The organism is Sphingomonas faeni, from assembly GCF_030817315.1.
Lineage (GTDB): Bacteria > Pseudomonadota > Alphaproteobacteria > Sphingomonadales > Sphingomonadaceae > Sphingomonas > Sphingomonas faeni_C.
On record NZ_JAUSZF010000001.1, the window covers coordinates 3710696 to 3734440 of the forward strand.

Annotated in this window: 22 protein-coding genes and 1 pseudogene; 2 read left to right on the forward strand and 21 right to left on the reverse strand. The window is 65.6% G+C overall.

The window, feature by feature from the left end; all coding sequences use genetic code 11:
• Positions 1 to 136: 136 nt before the first annotated feature.
• From pnp to rimP, 10 genes are all read right to left on the reverse strand, one after another.
• Positions 137 to 2572: a polyribonucleotide nucleotidyltransferase gene (pnp, locus tag QFZ54_RS17165; RefSeq protein ID WP_307089092.1), complete on the reverse strand. Its 2436-nt coding sequence runs from the start codon at positions 2570 to 2572 to the stop codon at positions 137 to 139.
• 192 nt (positions 2573 to 2764) lie between these two features.
• Complete coding sequence (gene rpsO / locus QFZ54_RS17170; RefSeq protein WP_307089093.1) at positions 2765 to 3034, reverse strand: 30S ribosomal protein S15; 270 nt, start codon at positions 3032 to 3034, stop codon at positions 2765 to 2767.
• 18 nt (positions 3035 to 3052) lie between these two features.
• Positions 3053 to 4078, reverse strand: coding sequence for a tRNA pseudouridine(55) synthase TruB (truB, locus tag QFZ54_RS17175; RefSeq protein ID WP_307089530.1), 1026 nt, complete (start codon positions 4076 to 4078; stop codon positions 3053 to 3055).
• 112 nt (positions 4079 to 4190) lie between these two features.
• A complete protein-coding gene (locus QFZ54_RS17180) occupies positions 4191 to 4766 on the reverse strand; it encodes a thymidine kinase (protein WP_307089094.1) in 576 nt (191 codons plus the stop codon).
• Positions 4767 to 5122: 356 nt separating this feature from the next.
• Positions 5123 to 5512 (reverse strand): 30S ribosome-binding factor RbfA, encoded by a 390-nt coding sequence (gene rbfA, locus QFZ54_RS17185; RefSeq protein WP_056051571.1) that lies wholly within the window; start codon positions 5510 to 5512, stop codon positions 5123 to 5125.
• Positions 5513 to 5638: 126 nt separating this feature from the next.
• A complete protein-coding gene (infB, locus tag QFZ54_RS17190) occupies positions 5639 to 8482 on the reverse strand; it encodes a translation initiation factor IF-2 (protein ID WP_307089097.1) in 2844 nt (947 codons plus the stop codon).
• Positions 8479 to 9216, reverse strand: a complete 738-nt coding sequence (locus tag QFZ54_RS17195) for a DUF448 domain-containing protein (protein WP_307089099.1) — start codon at positions 9214 to 9216, stop codon at positions 8479 to 8481. Before QFZ54_RS17195 ends, infB begins: the two co-directional genes overlap by 4 nt.
• A gap of 196 nt (positions 9217 to 9412) precedes the next feature.
• Positions 9413 to 9652, reverse strand: a complete 240-nt coding sequence (locus tag QFZ54_RS17200) for a tautomerase family protein (protein WP_055881134.1) — start codon at positions 9650 to 9652, stop codon at positions 9413 to 9415.
• On the reverse strand, positions 9652 to 11436 hold the full coding sequence (nusA, locus tag QFZ54_RS17205; RefSeq protein ID WP_307089102.1) for a transcription termination factor NusA: 1785 nt from the start codon (positions 11434 to 11436) through the stop codon (positions 9652 to 9654). Before nusA ends, QFZ54_RS17200 begins: the two co-directional genes overlap by 1 nt.
• Positions 11436 to 12032 carry a ribosome maturation protein RimP gene (gene rimP, locus QFZ54_RS17210; protein ID WP_307089104.1) on the reverse strand — a complete coding sequence of 199 codons (597 nt, stop codon included), beginning with the start codon at positions 12030 to 12032 and terminating at the stop codon, positions 11436 to 11438. The genes nusA and rimP overlap by 1 nt, the downstream gene beginning before the upstream one ends.
• A 178-nt stretch (positions 12033 to 12210) precedes the next feature.
• Here rimP and QFZ54_RS17215 point away from each other — a divergent pair.
• Positions 12211 to 13336 (forward strand): annotated as a pseudogene (locus QFZ54_RS17215) (PQQ-dependent sugar dehydrogenase).
• Between the two features lie 125 nt (positions 13337 to 13461).
• Here the strand turns inward: QFZ54_RS17215 and QFZ54_RS17220 are convergent.
• Positions 13462 to 13851 carry a PaaI family thioesterase gene (locus tag QFZ54_RS17220; protein WP_133030288.1) on the reverse strand — a complete coding sequence of 130 codons (390 nt, stop codon included), beginning with the start codon at positions 13849 to 13851 and terminating at the stop codon, positions 13462 to 13464.
• On the reverse strand, positions 13848 to 14303 hold the full coding sequence (locus QFZ54_RS17225; protein ID WP_121904285.1) for a PaaI family thioesterase: 456 nt from the start codon (positions 14301 to 14303) through the stop codon (positions 13848 to 13850). Before QFZ54_RS17225 ends, QFZ54_RS17220 begins: the two co-directional genes overlap by 4 nt.
• A gap of 95 nt (positions 14304 to 14398) precedes the next feature.
• On the opposite strand from QFZ54_RS17225, the gene QFZ54_RS17230 reads away from it, so the two are divergent.
• Positions 14399 to 15181, forward strand: coding sequence for a crotonase/enoyl-CoA hydratase family protein (locus QFZ54_RS17230; protein ID WP_307089109.1), 783 nt, complete (start codon positions 14399 to 14401; stop codon positions 15179 to 15181).
• A gap of 312 nt (positions 15182 to 15493) precedes the next feature.
• On the opposite strand, the gene QFZ54_RS17235 is transcribed toward QFZ54_RS17230, so the two are convergent.
• The 9 genes from QFZ54_RS17235 to QFZ54_RS17275 all read right to left on the reverse strand — a co-directional run bounded on the left by QFZ54_RS17235 (position 15494) and on the right by QFZ54_RS17275 (position 23702).
• A complete protein-coding gene (locus QFZ54_RS17235) occupies positions 15494 to 15859 on the reverse strand; it encodes a hypothetical protein (RefSeq protein WP_307089111.1) in 366 nt (121 codons plus the stop codon).
• Positions 15859 to 16275 carry a hypothetical protein gene (locus QFZ54_RS17240; protein ID WP_307089114.1) on the reverse strand — a complete coding sequence of 139 codons (417 nt, stop codon included), beginning with the start codon at positions 16273 to 16275 and terminating at the stop codon, positions 15859 to 15861. The genes QFZ54_RS17235 and QFZ54_RS17240 overlap by 1 nt, the downstream gene beginning before the upstream one ends.
• A gap of 40 nt (positions 16276 to 16315) precedes the next feature.
• Entirely contained in the window at positions 16316 to 17041 is a 726-nt protein-coding gene (gloB, locus tag QFZ54_RS17245) for a hydroxyacylglutathione hydrolase (RefSeq protein ID WP_307089115.1), read from the reverse strand.
• Positions 17042 to 17048: 7 nt separating this feature from the next.
• Positions 17049 to 17465, reverse strand: a complete 417-nt coding sequence (locus QFZ54_RS17250; protein WP_307089117.1) for a VOC family protein — start codon at positions 17463 to 17465, stop codon at positions 17049 to 17051.
• A 75-nt stretch (positions 17466 to 17540) separates the two neighbouring features.
• The gene (lptG, locus tag QFZ54_RS17255; RefSeq protein ID WP_307089118.1) at positions 17541 to 18638 is read right to left on the reverse strand and encodes an LPS export ABC transporter permease LptG; all 1098 of its coding nucleotides are present in this window, start codon (positions 18636 to 18638) and stop codon (positions 17541 to 17543) included.
• Positions 18635 to 19840: an LPS export ABC transporter permease LptF gene (gene lptF, locus QFZ54_RS17260; RefSeq protein ID WP_307089120.1), complete on the reverse strand. Its 1206-nt coding sequence runs from the start codon at positions 19838 to 19840 to the stop codon at positions 18635 to 18637. The genes lptG and lptF overlap by 4 nt, the downstream gene beginning before the upstream one ends.
• An 88-nt stretch (positions 19841 to 19928) precedes the next feature.
• Entirely contained in the window at positions 19929 to 21824 is a 1896-nt protein-coding gene (locus QFZ54_RS17265) for an ATP-binding protein (protein ID WP_307089531.1), read from the reverse strand.
• Between the two features lie 233 nt (positions 21825 to 22057).
• Complete coding sequence (gene spt / locus QFZ54_RS17270; RefSeq protein WP_307089122.1) at positions 22058 to 23320, reverse strand: serine palmitoyltransferase; 1263 nt, start codon at positions 23318 to 23320, stop codon at positions 22058 to 22060.
• Between the two features lie 136 nt (positions 23321 to 23456).
• The gene (locus QFZ54_RS17275; RefSeq protein WP_307089123.1) at positions 23457 to 23702 is read right to left on the reverse strand and encodes an acyl carrier protein; all 246 of its coding nucleotides are present in this window, start codon (positions 23700 to 23702) and stop codon (positions 23457 to 23459) included.
• Between the last annotated feature and the right edge of the window lie 43 nt (positions 23703 to 23745).

Here is a 23745-nt window from a genome sequence, read left to right on the forward strand (position 1 = left end):
CGGTTCGAACATCCGGCGTGCAGCTCCGTTCCGATATTAATCTTCTTCCTTAACAGAACGGGGCGAAGCGAGCCGTTCATGAAAAAGGGGCCCGGTTTCCCGAGCCCCTCCTTCGATTGCCGTATGCAGCAAAGACTTAGTCGCGATCGCCCGTCAGGAACGCCGGCGCGAACTCGGGGGCCTTGTCGCCATCCGAACGTGCAGCACGCTCGCCGCCGCCATTGCCGCCGCCGTCACGACGCGGGCCGCGGCCACCGCCGTTGCCGCCTGCGTCACGGCCACCGTCGCCGTCGCGACGCGGGCCACGCGAGCCGCGATCACCGCCGCCGCCTTCGCCGCGCGGACCACGGCCACCGCCGCCGCCATCACGACCCCCGCCGTTGCCGGCATCACGACCGCCATCGCCGTCACGACGCGGACCGCGCGGACCACGATCGCCACCCTCACGGGGCTCACGAGCAGGACGCGTGTCCTCCAGCTCTTCGCCGGTCGTCTGGTCGACGACGCGCATCGACAGGCGAACCTTGCCGCGCGGATCGATCTCGAGAACCTTGACCTTGACCTCCTGGCCTTCGGTCAGGGCGTCCGACACCTTCTCGACGCGCTCGTTCTTGATTTCGGACACGTGGACGAGACCGTCCTTGCCACCCATGAAGTTCACGAACGCCCCGAAATCGACCAGGTTGACGACCTTGCCGTCATAGACCTTGCCGACTTCGGCTTCCTCGACGAGGCCCTTGATCCACTTGATCGCGGCTTCGATCTGCGCGGGGTCGGACGACGACACCTTGATCACGCCCTCGTCGTCGATGTCGACCTTGGCGCCGGTCTGCGCGACGATCTCGCGGATCACCTTGCCGCCGGTGCCGATGACTTCACGGATCTTCGACTTGTCGATCTGGAAGCTCTCGATGCGCGGTGCGTGGGCGCTGAGTTCTTCACGGGTGTGGTCGAGTGCCTTGGCCATCTCGCCCAGGATGTGCGCGCGGCCTTCCTTGGCCTGCGCCAGCGCCTTGCCCATGATCTCCTCGGTGATGCCGGCGATCTTGATGTCCATCTGCATCGTGGTGATGCCCTCGGACGTGCCAGCCACCTTGAAGTCCATGTCGCCGAGGTGATCCTCGTCGCCGAGGATGTCGCTGAGAACCGCGAAGTTCTTGCCCTCGAGGATCAGACCCATCGCGATGCCCGACACCGGACGCTTCAGCGGAACGCCCGCATCCATCATGCTCAGCGAACCACCGCAGACCGTCGCCATCGACGACGAGCCGTTGCTCTCCGTGATGTCCGACAGAACGCGGATCGTGTACGGGAACTCTTCCTTGGTTGGCAGCACCGGGTGGAGCGCGCGCCATGCGAGCTTGCCGTGACCGACTTCGCGACGACCCGGCGCACCGAAGCGACCGACTTCACCGACCGAGTATGGCGGGAAGTTGTAGTGCAGCATGAAGTTTTCGTACGAAAGCCCGTTCAGGCCGTCGATCATCTGCTCCGCATCGCGCGTGCCGAGCGTGGTGGTGCAGATCGACTGCGTCTCGCCGCGCGTGAACAGCGCAGAGCCGTGCGTACGCGGGAGGAAGTGGACCATCGCCTCGATCGGACGGATCTGCGTGGTGGTGCGGCCGTCGATGCGCGTGCCGTCCTTGAGGATGGCGCCGCGGACGATCTCCGCCTCCAGCTTCTTCATCAGTTTGCCAGCAGCCATCTGGTCCTGCGGCGACGCGTCGGCGAATGCCGTCTTGCCCTTCGCACGAGCAGCGTTGAGCAGGTCCGAACGCTTGGACTTGTCGGTCACCTTGTAGGCAGCCGCGATGTCTTTGCCGATCAGCTTCTTTAGCTTGTCCTTGGCGGTCGAGAGATCAGCCTGCTCGGCCATTTCCCACGGATCCTTGGCAGCCATCTCAGCGAGATCGATGATCAGGTTCGCGGCTTCGCGGCAGGCCTTGTGGGCGAACTGCACGGCGCCGAGCATGATCTCTTCCGAAAGCTCCTTGGCTTCCGATTCGACCATCATCACGGCCTGGCCGGTGGCGGCGACGACGAGGTCGAGATCGCCAGCCTTGGCTTCCTCGAGCGTCGGGTTGAGGATGTACGCGCCATCGACGTAACCGACGCGCGCTGCGCCGATCGGGCCCATGAACGGCACGCCCGAGATCGTCAGTGCTGCGGAGGCCGCGACCATCGCGAGGACGTCCGGCTCGTTCTCGCCGTCATACGACAGAACCTGGCAGATCACGTTGATCTCGTTGTAGAAACCCTCGGGGAAGAGGGGGCGGATCGGGCGATCGATGAGACGGCTGGTGAGCGTCTCCTTCTCGGTCGCGCCGCGCTCACGCTTGAAGAAGCCGCCGGGGATGCGGCCGCTTGCGGAGAACTTTTCCTGGTAATGGACGGTGAGCGGGAAGAAATCCTGCCCTTCCTTGACGGTCCGTGCAGCCGTCACGGCGCACAGAACGACGGTCTCGCCGAGGGTGGCGAGAACTGCGCCGTTGGCCTGGCGCGCAACGCGGCCGGTCTCGAGCGTCAGCGTCTTGCCGCCCCACTGGGCGCTTACGGTCTTGGTATCGAACATTCTTTTTCCTTCACTCCAAACGCCAGATGCGTTTGGGGCCTATGTGCGGGCTAAGCCGGCCCGCGGCGGTGTGGAGCGAGTTGTCGCTCCTTGCCAGTGCACCGAATTGTGTCCTGGCGTTTGCCTCCGCGCGGAATGCGCGGAATCAAAACCCTATATACGAAAACGGCCCCCCGAAGGGAGCCGTTCGTTTTACTTGCGGAGACCGAGCTTCGCGATCAGATCCAGGTAGCGCTGGCCGTCCTTGTGACGGAGATAATCCAGCAGCGTCCGGCGCTTGTTGACCATCATGAGAAGGCCACGACGCGAGTGGTTGTCCTTCTTGTGGGCCTTGAAGTGCTCGGTCAGGTTCTTGATGCGCTCGGTCAGGATCGAGACCTGGACTTCCGGCGAACCGGTGTCACCCTCGGCGCGCGAATGCTCCTTGACGAGCTCGGTCTTGCGTTCAGCGGTAATCGTCATGAATTCATGTCCTCGACATCACATATTGAAACCGCGAACGACCCGGACGTCTCCGTCCTCGACCTCGACCAGCGCGACCGGGACAGCGTCCAGTTCGGCGAAGTATTGGCCATCGTCTGCGGCGATCCCGGCCAAGATACGCCCCTGTCGGAGCGCCCCTGCCTGGTCGGGGGTGAGGGAGAGAGCCGGGATGTCGTCCAGCGCCACCCTCAAGGGCAGAAGTACATCTTCAAGCGCGTTGCCTCTAGCGAGTTCGTCCAGTTTGTCCAGCGATATCGCGGAGGAGAGGTCGAACGGACCGGCCTTGGTGCGGCGCAGCATGGTGACGTGGCCGACGGTGCCGAGGGCGAGCGCGATGTCGCGCGCAAGGGAGCGGATATAGGTTCCCTTAGAGACATGCGCTGTAAGCGTGACCTCGTCGAGGGGGGCGTGGGGCAGGGGTGCTTCCTCCAATTCCTCCCCGGCACGGGGAGGGGGACCGCCGTCCGCTTGGACGGTGGTGGAGGGGGGCTCGCCAAACCCGTTACGCTCGCGGAGATCCCCCTCCACCAGCTGCGCTGGTCCCCCTCCCCGTACCGGGGAGGATAGCGAATAAATCGTCACATCCCGGCTCGCGAGCACCACCTCATGCCCGGCCCGTGCGAGATTGTAAGCCCGCTCCCCATCAACCTTCAGCGCGGAGTACGCGGGCGGCACCTGAGAAATCTTCCCGGTGAACTGCGCGAGCACCGCCTCGACAGCCGCCATCGTCGGCCGCACGTCAGAGGTAGCCACCGGCACCCCCTCCGCATCGAGCGTATCCGTCTGAACCCCGAACATCACCGTAAAATCATAGATCTTGTCGCTATCGAGCATCCGCCCAGCCAGCTTGGTCGCCTCCCCGACGGCAATAGGGAGCACGCCCGTCGCGAGCGGATCGAGCGTCCCCCCATGGCCAACCTTGAACTTCCCATACCCGCCGCTCCGCAAGGCACGCTTCACCGCCGAAACGCCCTGCGTCGACCCAAGCCCCAGCGGCTTGTCGAGAATGATCCAGCCATGCATGCGCGTCAGTCCTAGAATATTGGTGTCCCCCCGTTCGTCCTGAGCGAAGTCGAAGGACATGGGGTAAAGGTGCTTCGACTTCGCTCAGCACGAACGGGGAGGGGAGCAAGGTTCAGCCCAAAGCCTCACAAAAATGCCGCCGACACAGCGCGACATACCGGTCGTTCCCGCCAATCTCCGTCTGCCGCCCCTCGGCAATAGCCCGCCCGTCGCCATCGACCCGCAGGTTCATCGTAGCCTTGCGCCCACACCCGCAAACCGACTTGATCTCCACCAGCGAGTCCGCCAGCGCCAGCAACCGCGCCGACCCCGGAAACAGCGCCCCCTGGAAATCGGTCCGCAACCCGTACGCCAGCACCGGTATCCCGACCACGTCGCAGATATGCGCAAGCTGGTCGACCTGCGCCGATGTCAGGAACTGCGCCTCATCCACCAGCACGCACGAAATCGCGTTCTCACCGTGCTGCCGAACCACACAAGCCCCGATATCCGTCCCCGCATCGAACGCGATCGCCGGCGCCTCCAGCCCAATCCGCGACGTGATCGTCCCCGCCGCGAACCGATCGTCGATCGCCGCCGTGAACAGCATCGTCCGCATCCCCCGCTCACGATAGTTGAAGTCCGCCTGCAACAGGTTCGTCGACTTCCCCGCGTTCATCGAGGCGTAGTAGAAATACAGCTTGGCCATTGGGGGCAAAGAGCGGGAAGGCAGGGGGATGTCCAGAGGCGTCGCAGGCTACGGCTCGAAATCTCAAACCAGAAACCTGCTCCGTCCGACCGTCATTCCACCAGCCGTTCGTCCTGAGTAGCTGCTGAGCTTGTCGAAGCGGCGTATCGAAGGACAGGTCGGCGCGGGCAACCTGTGCTTCGATACGAGCCCTCGATACGCTTCTGCGAAGCTACTCGGTCTCTACTCAGCACGAACGGAGGGGGAGGGGCACGAAAAGCTGAGGGGACAGGCAACGGGGTTCGGCGATGGAGCAATCGCGCACCCCGCCGTAACTCCTGACTGACTACAAACGCGACGCTAGCAGCCCGCCAAGGTCAATCTTCGGTCAGATCCCGCGCGACATGCGGATCACGCAACAACTGGTCGATGTGCGTGCCCTCGTCGAAGCTCTCGTCCGCGAGGAACTTCAACTTCGCCGCATACCGCATCTGCACCCGGTTCGCGACCTCGCGCTGCAGGTAGGCGGTGTTGGTGCGCAGCGCCTTCAGCACCTTTTCCTCGTCCTTGCCGAGTAGCGGCTTCACGAAGACGGTGGCGTGGCGGAGATCGGGGGACATGCGGACTTCGGTGATCGTTACGAGGTGCTTTTCGAGCACCGGATCGTGGACGTCGCCGCGCGCGAGGATGTCCGATAGCGCGTGGCGCGCCTGTTCGCCGACTCGCAGCGAGCGGACGGCCTTTGCTTCTGGGGTATCGGTCTTCATTCTTCTAACTCCCCTCCCGCCTGCGGGAGGGGCCGGGGGTGGGCGCCCGGCCTCAGCGTATCGTGCCGTGGATGGCGGGTGCCCACCCCCCAGCCCCCTCCCGCGAGCGGGAGGGGGAGCAGTAAGTTACAAAGTGCGTTCGCGCATCTCGACTTCGAACGTCTCGAGGACGTCGCCGGCCTTGATGTCGACGAAGTTCGACGTGAACGTCACGCCGCACTCCAGTCCCGCACGGACCTCGGCGACATCATCCTTGAAGCGACGCAGCGATGCGATTTCGCCCTGGTAGATGATGACGTCGTTGCGCGTGATGCGCGCCTTGAGCGCCTTGCGGATGTTGCCCTCGGTGACGAGCAGACCCGCCGCCTTGCCATGCTTGCCCGCCGAGAAGACCTCGCGGATATCGGCACGACCGACGACCGTCTCGAACGCTTCCGGCCCAAGCTCGCCAGCCATTCCCGCCCGGATCTCGTCGATCAGGTCGTAGATCACGTCGTAGTACTTGAACGCGACCTTCTGGCGCTCGGCGATTTCACGCGCCTTGGCGTTCGGACGGACGTTGAAGCCGATAATCGGTGCCCCCGAAGCGGCCGCCAGGGTGACGTCCGACTCGGTGATGCCACCGACGCCCGAGCTCAGCACGCGCGCCTTGATCAGGTCGGTGGAGATCTTGTTGATCGCCCCGACGATCGCTTCGACCGTGCCTTGCGTATCCGCTTTCACGACTAGCGGATATTCGATCGCCTGCTTTTCCTTCAGCGCCGAGAACATGCTCTCGAGGCTGGCAGGAACCGATGCGGTCCGCTTGTCGGTCTTCACGCTGCGACGATATTCCGCGACTTCGCGGGCGCGTGCCTCGTTCTCGACCACCTGGAACGGATCACCCGCCGCCGGGACACCCGACAGGCCGAGGACCTCGACCGGCATCGCCGGACCGGCTTCCTTGATCTGCTTGCCCTTGTCGTCGACCAGCGCGCGGACCTTGCCGCTCTCGCCACCGACCACGAAGATGTCGCCGACCCGCAGCGTACCGCGGTTGACGAGGATCGTCGCGACGGGCCCGCGACCCTTGTCGAGCTTGGCCTCGATCACCGTACCCTCGGCCGCGCGATCCGGATTGGCGCGTAGTTCGAGCAGTTCGGCCTGGAGCTGGATCTTCTCGATCAACGCATCGAGACCGATCTTCTTGGTCGCGGAGACTTCGACGTCCTGGACGTCGCCGCCCATGTCCTCGACCACGATCTCCTCGCTCAGCAGGCGCTCGCGCACCTTCTGGGCATTGGCGCCTTCCTTGTCGATCTTGTTGATCGCGACGATCATCGGCACGCCCGCCGCCTTGGTGTGGGCGATCGCCTCCACCGTCTGCGGCATTAGGCCGTCGTCCGCCGCCACCACCAGAATGACGATGTCGGTGACGTCCGCACCACGCGCACGCATCTGCGTGAACGCCTCATGGCCCGGGGTGTCGAGGAAAGTGATCTTCGACTTGTCCTTCAGCGTGACCTGGTACGCGCCGATATGCTGGGTGATGCCACCCGCTTCGCCGCGCACCACGTCGGTGCCGCGCAGGGCATCGAGCAGCGACGTCTTGCCGTGATCGACATGACCCATGATCGTGACGACCGGGGCACGCGGCTTGAGCGTCTCCTCGGCATCGTCGATCGTGTCGTTGGCCAGATCCTGGTCGACATCGCTGACGCGAGTCAGGTTGTGGCCGAACTCGGTGACGAGCAACTCGGCGGTATCCTGGTCGATCGTCTGCGTCATCGTGACGGGCATGCCCATCTTGAACAGCGCCTTGACGAGGTCGGCACCCTTCTCGGCCATGCGGTTGGCGAGTTCCTGCACCGTGATCGCCTCGGGGACGACGACGTCGCGGATCTGCTTGGCCTGCGCCTCGCGCGGACCACCGGTGCCACGACGCTCCTTCTCACGCGCACGCTTGAGCGCGGCGAGCGAGCGAGCGCGTGCACCATCACCATCGCCGAGCGCGCGGTTGACGGTGAGCTTGCCCGAGGTGCGACGATCGTCGCCCTTGCGGTCACGCTGCTGCGGGCGCGCCGGGACGGCGTCGCGACGGACGCCACCGGCCGGAGCATTCGCACCGGTCGCACCAGGGCGAGCGGCGGTCGTGCCGGCGTTGCCGGTCGTGGTCGGCGCTGCGGCAGCGGGTGCTGCGACAGGCTTTGGCGGCGGCGGAGGACGCTCTGGACGTGCGACCGGCGAGAACCGGCGCGGTGCCGGGAATGCCGGATCGCGGGTCAGTTCGATGATGGGCGGCGGTGCCGGCGGTGCGACGGGGGCCGGCGCAGGCTTGGGAGCCGGCGCAGGAGCCGCCGCGACCGGAGCGGGCGCAGGCTTCGGTGCAGCAACCGGTGCCGGGGCAGGCGCCGCAGCAACGGGAGCTTCGACCGGAGCTGGCGCAGGCGCTGGCGTCGGTGCCGCAACCGGAGCGGGAGCCGCTTCGACCACAGGGGCGGGCGCGGGCGCCTCGACTGGCTTCGGCGCGGGCGCCTTGGCTTCAGCCTCGGCCCGTGCACGCTCGGCGGCGCGGTTACGCTCATCCTCGATCGCCTTGGCGCGCTCGGCCTCCTGGCGACGACGCCCTTCTTCCAGCGTGTTCATGCGCTGCTCTTCGGCCTCGCGGAGCAGCTTGGCCTGGCGCTCCTGCGGCGACAGATTGCTCTGTTGCTGACGCACGGGGGCGGGCGCAGGCTGCGGTGCGCGCGCCTGTGGTGCCGGAGCGGCGGGCGCCGCGGCCGGGGCGGGCGCGGCAACCGGGGCGTCCGCGACCTGCACGTCGGGCTCGCCCGGACGGCGCAGGACGCGCGCACGCTTGGTTTCCACGATCACCGTATTCGATCGGCCGTGGCTGAAGCTCTGCTTCACCTGGCCGGTCTCGACCGTGCGCTTCACACCCAAAGGTGCGCGCATGCCAAGTTTCGGCTTCTCGTTGTCCGTGTCGCTCACTCAAATTCCTCAGTCATGTCCACGGCCGGGCGTGTTCCGGTCGATCCGGACGCCTGTTGTATCGGTGGCGCCCCATTTTGTGGTGACGCCGATGCGCCCTGCGAGGCCGTTTCGCAAGACACGGAAGAAGGTTCGGGGCCGATAAAATGCAGCCAACGGTCGAGCGCTTCGCTCACCCGCTTTGCTGCAGCGCGGTCGGTCAGGCCAATGTGTACCACATTTTCCCGCCCCAGCGCCAATGCCAATATGGTGCGCGACACAGGGAGTGCCAACCCCCGCAAACCCGAGCCTTCTTCATCGTTGCCGATGCGCCAGGCCTGGTCGAGCTTTCGGTTGCCATCCTCGGCAGCATCGGACGCATGATAGAGCGTCTTCAGCTTCCCCTGCCGCGCGTTCTGCTCGATCCGGTCGGAGCCGATCAACACCGTCCCCGACCGCGACTCGAGCCCCAGCCGGTCGAGCGCATTACGCTCCAGCGCGGCTTCGATCTTGGCGGGAAGCTCGGGATCGATGGTGAACTCGCCGGTCTTGAACGCGCGGGAAAGAGCGCCCTTGAGCTTGCCCTTCTTGATCGCAGCTTCGAGCTCGATTCGAGTTACCCCGATCCAAGCACCGCGGCCGGGAGCCTTGGCGCGCACATCGGGAAGGATTTGGCCATCGGGCGACAACGCGAGTCGCACCAGATGCGGCCTGACGTCGCGCTCTCCCGAAAGAATGCACTTGCGGATGGGCATATCGTCATCCCCCTCCCGTATGCGGGAGGGGCCAGGGGTGGGCTCGCGCTCACCTCCATTGCCGCCCTTAGCTTTAGCCTTGGAAGCGTGAGACTTGGCCGAAGCGTCGCCTTTACCGGAAGCCGGGCGCCCACCCCTCGGTCCCCTCCCGCTTGCGGGAGGGGAGGAAGGTAGGGTGTCGGTAGCGCCTAGCGCCTCATCGGGAGGGTTCCGCATGTGCGTCCTCCTGCGCCGGAGTCGTCTTCGGAGCATCGCGGTCGACCAGTAACTGCCCGCCCGCGCCGTAATTCTCGGTCGAGACCTCTTCGATCACGATCTGCACCGCAGCCGGGTTCTTTCCCAGCCGCTGCACGAGCGACTGGGTGACGTCGGCGACGATGCCGGACTTCTGGTCCTTGGTGGCGGACCCCGAGATGCGGATGCTGACGAAGGGCATCAGGCCTTGTCGCCCTCGCTCTTCGAGTCGGTCTTGTCCGCAGCGTCCTCGACCGAAGCGTCGTCCGCCGAAGCGTCCTCAGCCACGGCTTTGTCGGCCGTCGTCTCTTCAGCCGCAGCGTCCTCGACCACAGCGTCGTCAGCCGAAGGCTCTTCCACCGGAGTCTCGTCCGCCACGTCAGCTTCAACGTCGTCAGCCGAAGCCTCGGGAGCCTCGTCCTCGAACCAGTGCGCACGCGCGGCCATGATGATCTCGTTGCCCTGCTCGTCGCTGAGGCCGTACTCCGCGAGGATCCCGCCCTTAGGCTCAGGCCGCTTCGGTGCATCCTCGTTGCGACGGCGTGGTTCGACGCGCTTCTTCTCGACCAGTTCGTCGGTCGCGAGATCGGCGAGATCGTCGAGCGTCTTGATGCCCGCCTTGCCGAGCGTCACCAGCATCGCCTCGTTCAGATACGGCATACCGGCAAGCGCATCGTCGACGCCGAGCGCGGTGCGCTCCTCGCGGCTGGCGGCGTCGCGACGCTCCAAAGCCTCGGTCGCGCGGTTCTGCAACTCGCCCGCGAGGTCCTCGTCGAAGCCCTCGATGCCGGCGATCTCCTCGACCTCGACATAGGCGACCTCTTCGAGGTTGGTGAACCCTTCGGCGACCAGCAGCTGTGCGAGCGTCTCGTCGACGTCCAATTCCTTCTCGAACATCGCCGAACGCTCGACGAAGTCCTTCTGGCGCTTCTCGGAGGCATCGGCTTCGGTGAGGATATCGATCGCCTTGCCGGTCAGCTGCGACGCAAGCCGCACGTTCTGGCCACGACGACCGATCGCGAGGCTGAGCTGGTCATCGGGAACGACCACCTCGATGCGCTCTTCTTCCTCGTCGATCACGACGCGCGACACGGAGGCCGGCTGCAACGCGTTGACGACGAAGGTCGCGATGTCGGGCGACCAGGGGATGATGTCGATCTTCTCGCCCTGCATTTCCTGCACGACGGCCTGGACGCGGCTACCCTTCATGCCGACGCACGCGCCGACCGGATCGATGCTCGAATCATGCGAGATGACGCCGATCTTCGCGCGCGAACCGGGATCGCGCGCCGCGGCCTTGATCTCGATGATGCCGTCGTAGATCTCGGGCACTTCCTGCGCGAACAGCTTCTTCATGAAGTCGGGATGCGCGCGCGACAAAAAAATCTGCGGCCCGCGGTTCTCGCGGCGGACGTTGAGGATCAGCGAGCGGATGCGGTCGTTGACGCGCACCACTTCGCGCGGGATCTGCGCGTCGCGGCGGATGACGCCTTCTGCGCGGCCCAAATCGACGACGACATGGCCGAACTCGACGCGCTTGACGACGCCGGTGATGATCTCGCCTGCGCGGTCCTTATACTCTTCGAACTGGCGCTCGCGCTCGGCGTCGCGGACCTTCTGGAAGATGACCTGCTTGGCAGCCTGTGCGGCGATGCGACCGAATTCGATCGGGGGCAGCGGGTCGACGATGAAGTCGCCCAGCGCCGCGTCCTTCTGGAGCTTCTGCGCGCCCTTGACGTCGACCTGCTTGAAATAGTCGTCGACCGCCTCGACCACTTCGACGACCCGCCACAGGCGCAGATCGCCGGTGTTCGGATCGAGCTTTGCGCGGATGTCGTTCTCGGCGCCGTAGCGCGAGCGGGCGGCGCGCTGGATCGCGTCCTCCATCGCCTCGATCACGATCGCCTTGTCGATCATCTTCTCCGACGCGACCGAATTCGCGATCGCGATCAGTTCCGCGCGGTTTGCGGTGACTGCCGTGGCCATCAATGCTGTCCTTCTTCGGTGTCGGCCTCGTGAGCGTCGGGCTCATCGGTGGGCGTATCTTGATAGAAAACCTCGTCCGCGCCTTCGGTCGAAAGCGGCGCGGTCGCGGCGATGAGTCGGTCGGTCATGACGAGCTTGGCGTCGGCGACCTGCGAAAAGTCGATCGTCATGATCTTGTGCTTGTTGACGTCGACGGTGATCTTCGTCCCCTCGACGCCCATCAGGTTGCCCGAGATCTGCTTGCGGTCCTCGAACGGCTCGACGAGGCGGATGCGCGCCTCCTGGCCTTCCCAGTCTGCGAAGTCCTGCAGCCGGGTCAGCGGACGATCGATACCGGGGCTCGACACTTCGAGACGATACGCGTCCTCGCCGACCGGGTCCTTGCCCTCGGCTTCGAGCGCATCGAACTTGTCCGAGATGCGGCGCGACAGCTCGGCGCAATCGTCGATCAGCAACTGGCGGGTGTCGGGGCGCTCGGCCATCACCTGCAACGTCGGATCGGACTTGCCGCCCTGCATGCGCACGCGCACGAGGCTGAGGCCGAGCGCCTTTGCCTCGGGTTCGATCAGGTCGGTCAGCAGGGCGATATTCGCCATCGAAATTCCAAACAGGGCCAAAGCACAGGTCATTGCCGCCGCGGAGCAAGCCCCGCAGCCTCTTCATCTGGCGATGTAGAGAAGTGGTGCCTCTATACGCGGGGTGGCGCTGGTCCGCAAGCGGGCGCAACCTTCATCGGTAACGCCGCGTTGGCGGAGAGATTTCCGGGAGAAGATCATGATTCTTAAGACGCTGTTCGCCACCAGTCTGCTGTCCGCCACGCTGCTCGCCTCGACCGCCTGTTCCGCACAGCCGGCGCCGGGGGGCAAGCCGTTCAAGGAGACGGTCGTCGCCGATTTCGATTCGCCCTGGGCGATGACGTTCCTGCCCGACAAGCGCATGCTGGTGACCGAAAAGAAGGGGCAGATGCTGCTCGTCTCCACCGACGGCAAGACGCGGCAGACGGTCGCGACGATCACGGTCGATTCGGCAGGGCAGGGCGGGCTGATGGACGTCGTCCTCGCCCCCGATTTCGCGACCAGCCAGCGCGTGTATTTCAGCTATTCGACCGCCGGCGAGGGCGGCAAGGGCGTCGTCCTCGCGCGCGGTCGCCTGCGTGCGAACGGTGGCGGCGGCGAGCGTCTCGGCGAGATCGAGACGATCTTCAGCGCGCGGCCCTTCGTCGAGGGCAACGGCCATTATTCCGGCCGCATCGCGTTCTCGCCCGACGGCAAATACCTGTTCTTCACTAATGGCGAACGCCAGAAATTCACCCCTGCGCAAGACCCGAAGATGACGCTGGGGAAAGTGTTGCGCCTGACGCTCGACGGCAAACCGCGCTCCCGGCAATCCGCTGGTTTCGAAGGGCTTCGCACCCGAGATCTGGAGCTATGGCCACCGCAACCTGCTCGGGATCGCGTTCGACGCGCAGGGCAATCTCTGGGAGCAGGAGATGGGCCCCAAGGGCGGCGACGAGGTCAATCTCATCAAGCCCGGCCTCAATTACGGCTGGCCCAACGCGTCGAACGGCAGCCACTATGACGGCCGCGACATCCCCGATCACAAGCCCGGCGATGGCTATGAACCGCCCAAGGTATCGTGGAACCCGGTAATTTCGCCCGGTGGCCTGATGATCTATTCTGGCAGCATGTTCCCGCAGTGGAAGGGCGACGCGTTCATCGGCGGGTTATCGTCGAAGGCACTGGTCCGCGTCGACCTGAACGGCACCAACGCGGCAAAAGGCGACCAATGGGACATGGGGGCAAGAATCCGCGAAGTCGACCAAGGCCCCGACGGCGCGATCTGGCTGCTGGAAGACGGCGGCGACTCGCAAGGCCGCCTGATCAAACTGACCGCGAAGTAAACTAAATTCCCCTCCCGCTTGCGGGAGGGGTTAGGGGAGGGCGCGACGTACGTACTGGCGACCGGTCTGTGAGGCACGCCCCTCCCCCGACCCCTCCCGCAAAGCGGAAGGGGAGCAGAAGCGCGCTAGTCGCGCACGATCAGGTAATTCATCCGCGCGGCGGCGATCGGCTTGTCCCGCTCGTCCTGCCACGCCGTCGCCTCGACATTGGCCACCCGCGTCCCCAACCGAGTCACAACCCCCGCCGCCCGCGTAGGCTTGTCGCGGCCACCGCGCATGAAGTCGACCGTGACGTTCACCGGCTTGATCCGCCCGCCACCCTCAGCCTCCAGCGCATGCTGCAAAGCCGCAATCGCCGCCATCTCCAGCAACCCCGAGATCGCACCCCCATGCAAAAACCCCGGCCGCCCCAGCACATCATCCGCAAACGGCATCAGCAGTACCGGCGGCGCGCCGTCCTCGGCTTCGACCGACACGCGGAGAATCTCCGCATAGGGCGGCAGGCCGATCGTCATGCCTCGATCCTCCTGTTGAGACCCATGCCGGCGACATCGCCGACAACCATGAACGTCCCCGCGACATGCGCCAGCGGATCGCCCGGATCGCCGTCATGCGCCTGCCCCCGCACGAACGCGATCGAGCGCGTGATCCGGTAGCATTCCCCGCGCCCGATCACCGTCTTCCCCGGTGTCGCCGGCCGCAGATAATCGACGCGCAGGTCGAGCGTCGCATGCGGTACGAACGCGTTGCGCTTGATCCAGATCGCCAGGCTCGTCGCCATGTCCATCATCGTGATGATCGGGCCCGACGCGATCACGCCGCTCGCCGGATCGCCGATCAGCCGTTCGTCATAGGGCAGCGCAAGCTCCGCCCAGTCGTCGCCATGCGCGTGATAGCGCATCCCCAGCGCGGCGCCGTGCCCGCCGAACCCGCGCGTCGCAAACCATTGTGGATCAAAACCAGCCATGCGCGGAGCCTCTACACGCCGTGTAAGCGCGCGCAACATTGCGGGCGGGGGCGGGGGCGTTTAGCGTCGCTACAAAGATCGAGAGGATCGCCAGAATGAACGACCGGGTCACCATCACCGTCGCCGAGGGCATCGCCGACGTCCGCCTCAACCGCGCCGTCAAGATGAACGCGATCGACCCAGCGATGTTCGAGGGCATCGCCGCCGCGATCGACCGGCTCAAGGGGATGACGGACGTCCGCTGCGTCGTCCTGTCCGGCGAAGGCAAGGCGTTCTGCGCCGGCCTCGACATGGCCTCGATGGCGAGCGGCGGCTCGGGGCTGGCACTCGGCGAGCGGACGGCGGAGGGCGCCAACCTTCCCCAGCAGGTCGCCTGGGGCTGGCGCACCTTGCCGATGCCGGTGATCGCCGCGGTCCACGGCGTCGCGTTTGGCGGCGGGTTCCAGATCATGTCGGGCGCCGACATCCGCATCGCACATCCGAGCGCGCGGTTCGCGATCCGCGAGGCGTATTGGGGCCTCGTCCCCGACATGGCCGGTATAGCCCTCTGGCGCACCCTCGCCCGCGACGACGTGCTGCGCGAACTGACCTACACCGCGAGGGAGTTCGATGGCGCCGAGGCGTTGCGGCACGGTTTCGTCACGCGTCTGTCCGAAGACCCGCTCGGCGAGGCGATGATGCTTGCTCGCGAGATCGCGGCGAGGAACCCCCACGCGATTCGCGGTTCGAAGCGCCTCTACAACCTTGCGGCGGATGCGGATGCCGCGACGGTCCTGCTCGCCGAGACGGAAGAGCAATTGAAGGTCATCCGCACCCCCAACCAGATCGAACAGGTCCGCGCCAACATGGAAAAGCGGGTGGCGGTGTTCGAGGAGTGAGCCGCCCGTCGTTCGCGGGAGAGTAACGCGAATCCGTCATCCTGACGAAAGTCAGGACCCAGAGTACCAAGTGCCGCCCTCAATAACCCTGGGTCCTGACTTTCGTCAGGATGACGGAGGGGGGATGGTTCAGAGGTGCCACCCTATTTCCAACCACCCCGGCGAAGGCCGGGGGCCAATTGGAAAGGTGGGAATGTCCTCGCTTAGCATCGTCCCCCAATTGGGCCCCGGCCTCCGCCGGGGTGGTGCGATACGGATGGCGGAGTGATGCGAGGCAAGGGCGCGGCACGGCAGAGCGGGCGAGAAGACCCCCTACTTCACCCGGTCATACGGCGTGAAATCTCGAAACCGGCAGTAGCCCGACGGAATCGACATGCCCGTCGACACGGTCCGAAACCGATCGTTCCGGCACAACTGCCCGCCATAGACATCGACGATCAACGTATCGAGCGGCCGCAGCGAAGCGCACTCCCCGACCGGCCCCGTCTTCCAGGTTCGCTTTCCCGACTGATGGTACAGGATCGTCTGCGAATCGACGATTTCCGGGCCGTTGAGTTGCCGAAGATCGATGCACCGCACCGGTGCCCCCGCAATCCGTCCAGCCAGCGGGTCCGACTTTCCCGCCCCGAGCATCCCCACCGTCAGCAGCGCCGCCGCCGCCAGAACCGCCCCGCGCATCATGGCTTCCGATACGGCACGAACTCGCCGAAGCTGCAACTTCCGGTCGGAAAGCGCGAGGCCTGGTCGAACGTCTGCGCGATATCGCCGCGGCACAGTTGCCCGCTCGGCGTCCGCGTCACCAGGATGTCGCCGCGCCCGATTCCCTCGCACCCGCCAGCCGTGTCGCTGCGATATACCAGCCCGCTATTAACGCGGTACAGGATCGTCGCGCCGTATCCCGAACTCTGCTTTTGCGGAAACTGGCTGATGCATGTCTCGGGCTTACCCGGCACCAGCCCGGCAAGCTCCTTCGCCAGCTTCTCCTGCACGCCAGCCTCGCGCACCTGCGCGCGCTCCACCTCCGCCGGGGTCTGCGTACACGCGCCGAGCAATACAGCCGGCAGCATCAAGAGTGGCAGGGTCCGCATCCGCATCGCAACGCTCCTCAAAATCCCCACCATCCTCATACGCCTTTTACCCGCGAAAATCATCCTTCGCCGCACGATAGCGTGCAAGCTGCTCGATCGACGTCGCCCGCAGGAACGGGTTGGTCGCGCGCTCGCGCCCGATCGTCGTCGGCACGGTAGGCTCGCCCTTGGCGCGCGCCGCATCGACCTCGGCCATCCGCGTCACGATGTCGGCATTGTCCGGCTCGGCGACCAGCGCATACCGCCCGTTACTCTGCGTATATTCATGCCCGCAGAACACCTCGGTCTCGTCCGGCAGCACCGAATAGCGCTGCATGTTCGCGAACATGTCGGCCGGCGTGCCCTCGAACAGCCGCCCACAGCCCATCGCAAACAGCGTATCGCCGGTGAAGATCGCCGCATCGTCGGCAAAGTGAAACGCGATATGCCCTTGCGTATGCCCCGGCACCGTCATCACGGTCGCCTCGTGCGCGCCGATCCGTACGACGTCACCTTCGCCGACTTGCGCATCGAGCGTCGGGATCTTGTCCGCCTCCACCGCCGGACCGACGATCGTCGCGCCATAGGCCTTCATCTCGGCGTTCCCGCCGGTATGATCGGGATGCCAGTGCGTCGTCCACACCCGGTCGATCCGCCAGTCGCGCATCTTCGCGGCGGCGATCACCGGCCCCGCCTCGCCCGGATCGACCACCACCGTCTCGCCCGAGACGGTGTCGTGGATCAGCCAAGCGTAATTGTCGGAAAGGACGGGGACGCGCACGATATCGAGCATCAGCGGTTCACCACTTGCCGGTGTTCGGCATCGACGCCCACGGCTCAGCAGGATCGAGCGCGCCATCCGCCTGCAACAGCTCGATCGAGATGTTGTCGGGGGTCCGCACGAACGCCATGTGCCCGTCGCGCGGCGGCCGGTTGATCGTCACACCCGAGTCCATCAGCCGCTGGCAGGTGTCGTAGATATTGTCGACGCGGTAGGCGAGATGGCCGAAATTGCGGCCCTCGCCATACTCCTCGGGATCCCAATTGTACGTCAGCTCCACCTCCGCACCCTCGTCGCCGGGCGCCGACAGGAAGATCAGCGTGAATCGCCCCTTCTCGTTCTCCATCCGCCGGACCTCCTTCAGCCCCAGCAGTTCGAAGAACGCGATGGTCTTCGCCGGGTCGGTCACGCGGATCATCGTGTGGAGGTATTTCATGCTTGCTCCGAGCGTTGTTCGGACCAGCAGATAGGAACGCGCGGCACGGCGTGAAAGGGCGTGCCGACCGGCGCGCTATTCCTCCGACCGGATCAGCACCGCCTCACCGATGAGGAAGAACAGCAGGAATGGGGCCCAGGCGGCGAGGAACGGCGGGTAGGCGCCGAGATTGCCCATCGCCAGCGCGAAATTGTCCGCGACGAAGAACGCGAAGCCGAGGCCCATGCCGATCACCGCGCGGACGAACAGCTTGCCCGACCGTGCGATCCCGAACGCTGCGACCGCGCCCAGCAGCGGCATCAGCACCGACGACAGCGGCCCCGACAGCTTGTGCCACAACGATCCCTCGAGCGCCTTGGTCGGCCGCCCCGCGTCGGACAGGTCGCCGATCGCCGCCTTCAGCGCGCCGAACGACAGCCCGTCCGCATCGACGCTCGCCAGCGTGAACTGGTCGGGCCGCACGTCCTTCGCGATCACCACCGCGCCAAGCGAGCGGACGGTGCCGCTCCTCACGTCGAACCGGGTCGCGGGGCTTACCTCCCACCCGTTCGCGACGCGCTTGCCGTGATCCGCGCGCAGGATCGCGACCAGGTTGCCGCCCGTACGATCGTACAGCGTGATCCCTCCGAGCCGTGTCGCGTCACCGCGCCCGCGGCTCTGTGCGACCTCGATCAGATCGTCGCCGTCGCGCACCCATACGTTCGCACGGTCGCCGCGATCGATCGGCAGCTTGCCGTAATTAACCTTCTGCCACTGGTTCAACGTCGCGGTGGAGCGCGCAACCACGCGGTCATTGAACACGAAGCTGATCACCGCAACACCGAGACTCGCCACCAGCAACGGCGCGAGCACCTGATGCGCGGACAGGCCGGAGCCCTTCAGCGCGACGATCTCGCTGTTCTGGTTCATCGTGATCAGCGTCAGGATGGTCCCGAGCAGGACCGAGAATGGCAGGAAGCGCGAGACGATCTGCGGCGCACGCAGCGAAACGTATTGCCAGACCTGCGCATCGCCGTTCCCCGGAAAGGCAAGGATGTCGCCCGAGTTGCTCAGCAGGTCGAGCGCCTGGAGCACCAGCACGAGCGCGGCGAGTACCGCGAACGTCCGCACCAGGAACATCCGGCCCATGTAGATCGCGACCGTCCGCGACGGGAAGAAGCTGACGAGTTTCATGCGGTCTTGCCCCCGTGCGACTTAGGCCGGAAGCCCGGGATACGCTTGGTGATCGCCTTGAACGTCTTCGAGAAGACGCGTTCGAGCGCACCGATCGGTTGCCCGCCGGGAACGTAGGCGATCGTGTAATACATCCACAGGATCAGCCCGGCGAAGATCGTGAAGGGCACCCACAGCGCGATGATCGGATCGATCCGCCCGAGTTCGCCGACGTCCGCCGCGTACTGGTTCACCTTGTGATAGGTGACGATCATCACGATCGACAGGAACACGCCGAGCGCGGACGAGGATCGCTTGGGCGGCACGCCGAGCGCCAGCGCGAGCAGCGGCAACAGGAACATCGTCGCGACCTCGGCAAGGCGGAAGTGGAATTCGGAACGGCTGCCGTCACGCTGCTCCAGCGTCGCGCCCCGCTGGCCCTGCTTGGCGAGTTCGGGCAGCGTGTATTCGAGATTTCGGCCGCCGCGGGTTCGAAAGCTCTCGAACTTGGGCAGGTTGATCGGCAGGTCGTGGCTGGTGAAGGTCAGCACGCGCGGCGTCTTGAACTCGGGCTTGTTGTGGACGAGCGTGCCGTTCGCAAGCCGGAAGGTGATGACGTTGGGATCGTCGGTCGCAAGGAACTTGCCCTTCTCCGCGGTGACGCCCAGCCAGTCGCCGTTCTGGCTCGACGCATGGACGAAGATGCCCGACAACTCGCGACCCTTGTCCTTGCTCTCCTCGATCCGCAGCGTCATCCGCTGGCCGAGATTGGTGAACTCGCCGACCTTGATCGACGCGCCCAGCGCCCCCGTGCGCAGCTCGAACCGCAGCCCCTCGTAATAATAGCGCGCGATCGGCTGGACATAGCCGACGATCGCGAGGTTCAGCAGCGCCAGCGCGATGGTATACATGTACGGCACGCGCAGCAGCCGGTTGTAGCTCATGCCAACACCCCGCAGCACGTCGAGCTCGGACGAGGTCGACAGCCGGCGGAACGCGAGCAGGATACCGAGCATCAGCCCGATCGGGATACCGAGCCCGAGATATTCCGGCAGCAGGTTCGCGAGCATTCGCCACACGACGCTGATCGGGCCGCCCTGCGTCGCGACGAAATTGAACAGCCCGAGCATGCGATCGAGCACGAACAGCATGACGGCGATCAGCAGCGTCGAAAAGAGCGGCACCGCGATCAGCCGGGCCATGTAGCGGTCGATGGATTTCATGCGCGGGTTGGGCTCGGTATGCTGGGTCGCGCGGGTATAGGGGCGACGAGGCGAAGCGTCATCCCCTATCGCAAGCCCTAGTGAACGATCATTCCGCGGCGATCGGGTGATTCGTCTTACGGCGCTCCGCCGCCATCGCCGTGACGACCGCGCGCTCCAGCCCGTTGAGCGTGAAGGGTTTACGCAACACCTCGTGCCCGCCGAACTGCGCGACGTTCACCTCGCCGGCAAACCCGGTGACGAACAGCACCGCGACGTGCGGATAGAGCGGCGATAGCGCCGCGATCATTTCCGGCCCGGTCTGACGCGGCATCAGCACGTCGGAGATGATCAGCCCGATCTCGGGGTTCGCCGCCAACAGCGCGGGGGCAGCCAGCGGATCGTCGCACGCGATCGGATGATGACCGATCTCTTCCAGCGCGCCGGTCGTCGCGGCCAGCACGCGCGGATCGTCCTCGACGACCAAAATCTGCAACGTCTCGGGCATCGGGGGCGCGATCGCTTCGACCACCGCGACCGGCGCGGCCGGCAGGGGGCGTGCCACGAGACCGGCGGCGCGCGGGAAATACAGCGTGACCGTCGTCCCTTCGCCCGGTGCGGAGACGATCCCGATCTCGCCCTGCAACTGCTGCACCAGCGCGAATATCTGACTGAGGCCGAGCCCGGTGCCTTTGCCGACTTCCTTGGTGGTGAAGAACGGCTCGAACACGCGCTCCGCGACGTCCGGCGCCATCCCGCAGCCGTCGTCGCCGACCATGATCGTGACGTAATCGCCCGCCGCGCACCGGCCGACCTGTTCCGCCGCCAAGGTCGTCGTGCCCGTCGCGACGGTCAGCGTGCCCCGACCGTTCATCGCGTCGCGCGCGTTGACCGCGAGGTTCAGGACCGCGTTCTCCAACTGGACACGGTCGGCGCGGACGCACCCGCCGGCCGCATCGTCGCGCACGATGACCGTGATCGCATCGCCCAAGGTGCGGTCGAGAAGGTCCGACATCCCGGCAACCAGTGCGGCGGCGTCGATCGTCTCGGCCTTCAGCGCATCCTCGCGGCTGAAGGCGAGCAGCCGGCGGGTCAGCGCCGCCGCCCGGTTCGCGCCCTCCGTCGCGCTGTCGATATGCCGGCGGACGCTCTTCGGATCGTTCCCCAGGTTGCGCCGCGCGAGTTCTAGCCCCCCCAGCACCACTGCCAGCATGTTGTTGAAGTCGTGCGCGATCCCGCCGGTCAGCTGGCCGACCGCCTCCATCTTCTGGATCTGGCGCAGTTTCGCCTCCTGCACGCGCAGTTCGGCGGTGGCGGCGGCGACCGCGGTGGTCAGCTCGTCGGCCCGCTCGCGTTCCAACTCGGCATCGGCCAGCGCGGTCGCGCGCTCGCCGACCGCGCGGATCGTGAACCAGCCGAGCACGATCGCACCGAGCACGATCAGCACGCCGAATATCGCCAGCACGCGCGCGATCCAGCTGGACCGTTCGACCGACTTCATCGCCGCCGCGGTCCGTTCGTCGAGCAGCGCGCGCTCGCCCGCGATCAGCGTATCGAGCGTCGTGTTGATCTCGGCGAGCGTCGGCGATTTCCGCGCCTGGTAATAGCGCGCGAACGCCTGGCCGTTCTTGCCGAAACTCGTGTTGAGCGCCGTCAGCGACAGCTCCCGGCCGCGCGAATCATAGGCGGCACGGAGGCGGTCGACACGCGGTTGTTGCCCGGGATTGTCGTTGGTGATCCGGTCGAGCCGGTCGATCTGCGTGCCCGCCAGCAGCCACTCGTCGAAATAGAGCTGCCCCAATTGCTTGTCGCCACTGATCACATAGCGGCCCAGCGACGCCTCCGACCGCGCGATCGTGCCCGACAGCGTGCGGGCAAGGATCATCACGTCGTAGCTGTGCGCCTGCAGTTCGAGCGCGCGATCACGCTGGCGATTGGCGTGGCCGAGCGTCACGATCAGCGCGACTAGCACCGCCGTACCGAGCAGGCCCATGACGACCAGCATCGCGATGCGCCATCTTGCCCCGCCCACCTGGACCGCAGTCTCGACCTCGTCTCGCGTCACGGCGCCATCCTAACGCGTCGTTGCCCCCGCGCAATGACTTCGATTTCTGGCCGTCATCCTGACGAAAGTCAGGACCCAGAGCCAAGCACCGCGGCGTTCGTAACCCTGGGTCCTGACTTTCGTCAGGATGACGAGGTTCCCGGACGAGACTTACGCCCGGACCGTTAGCCGGCTTAGCCGATCACGCCCACGGAACGGCCCGCGGCCTCGAACATCGCTAGGATCGTCGTGATCTGCTCGTCGGTATGCTCCGCGCACAGCGAGCAGCGCAGCAGGAACGTGCCCGCAGGCGTCGCCGGCGGGCGCGCCATGTTCACGTACAGCCCGCCCTCTAGCAGCGACTGCCAGATCGCGATCGCCTGTTCCTGGTCGGTAAGAATGACCGCGATGATCGCCGAATCCGACGTCTCCGTACCGAGCTTGAACCCCATCGCCTTCAGCCCGCCGTGCAGCCGCCGCGCGTTCTTCCAGAGCTGCGCGCGCTTGTCGTGCGCGGTCATCAGTTTGCGGATCGACGTCGCTGCGGTCGCCACCACTGACGGCGGCAGCGAGGCGGTGAAGATGTACGAGCGGCAGGCGAACCGCACCATCTCGAACTTCGGGTGGTTCGACACGACGAACCCGCCGACAGTGCCGACCGACTTCGAGAAGGTGCCGACCACGAAATCGACCTCGTCGGTCAGCCCCATCTCCTCGTACACGCCGCGCCCGTTGGGGCCGAAAAAGCCCATCGAATGCGCCTCGTCGACCAGCACCATGCAGCCATGCTTTTTGGCGACCGCGACCATCTCCTTCAGCGGGGCGATGTCGCCGAGCATCGAATAGACGCCTTCGAGCACCACCAGCTTGCCGGCTTCCTTGGGCAGGCGACCGAGCCGCTTGTCGAGATCGGTCACGTCGTTGTGACGGAATCGGACGATCTCGGCGTTGCCCTGCTTGCAGCCGTCGTAGATCGAGGCGTGGCTGTCGGCGTCGAGGATGACGTATTCGCCCTTGCCGGCGAGCGTTGAGATGATCCCGAGATTGGCCATGTACCCGGTCGAGAACACGATCGCGCCGGTCATGTCGTAGAATTCGCGCAGAGCCTGTTCGACGTCGATATGATCGTGGAACGTGCCGTTGAGCATCCGGCTGCCGTTGGTGCCCGACCCGAACGCGTCGAGCGCGTCCTTGCCCGCCTGGATGACGTCGGGGTCGAAGGTCATGCCCATATAGTTGTAGGTGCCGAGCAGGATCGTGTCCTTGCCGCGGATCACCGCCTGGGTCGGGCCCTTAACCTCGTCCATCACGATCGCGAACGGATTGCGCACGCCGCTGGCGATCAGCGCCTCGCGTTCGGCGATCAGCGCGTCGAATTTCGACATGAGATCGCGTTCCGGCGCGACCTCGGGGGCATCGACGGGGAGGGCGTGGGCGGTGGTGGCGGCTTCGGTCATGCTAATGATTCCATGAAGTTGGAATGTATCCCGATCCCCAACCACCCCGTTCGCCCTGAGCGAAGTCGAAGGGTGGCCCCTGGGGCACGGCTTCAACTGCGCTCAGCCCGAACGGGGGGCGGGGCCTTGGGCTTGCTCAGGCGGCCTTCAACTTCGCGACCGCGTCGACCAGCTGGCCGACCGTCTCGATCTCGGCCTGCATGTTCATCGTGATGATGATGTCGAATTCGTCCTCGATCGCGGCGACGAAATCCATGACCGTCAGGCTGTCCCACTCCAGGTCGCCCTGGAACGTCGTCGCATCGGTCAGCGCCACGCCTTTCTTGTTGAACGGCTCGATCTGCGCGGTGATGGTGTCGTAGATCTGCTGGCGGTCGCTCATTATAATCCTTCCGGGTGTCGCCACGCATATCTGACAGGAAATT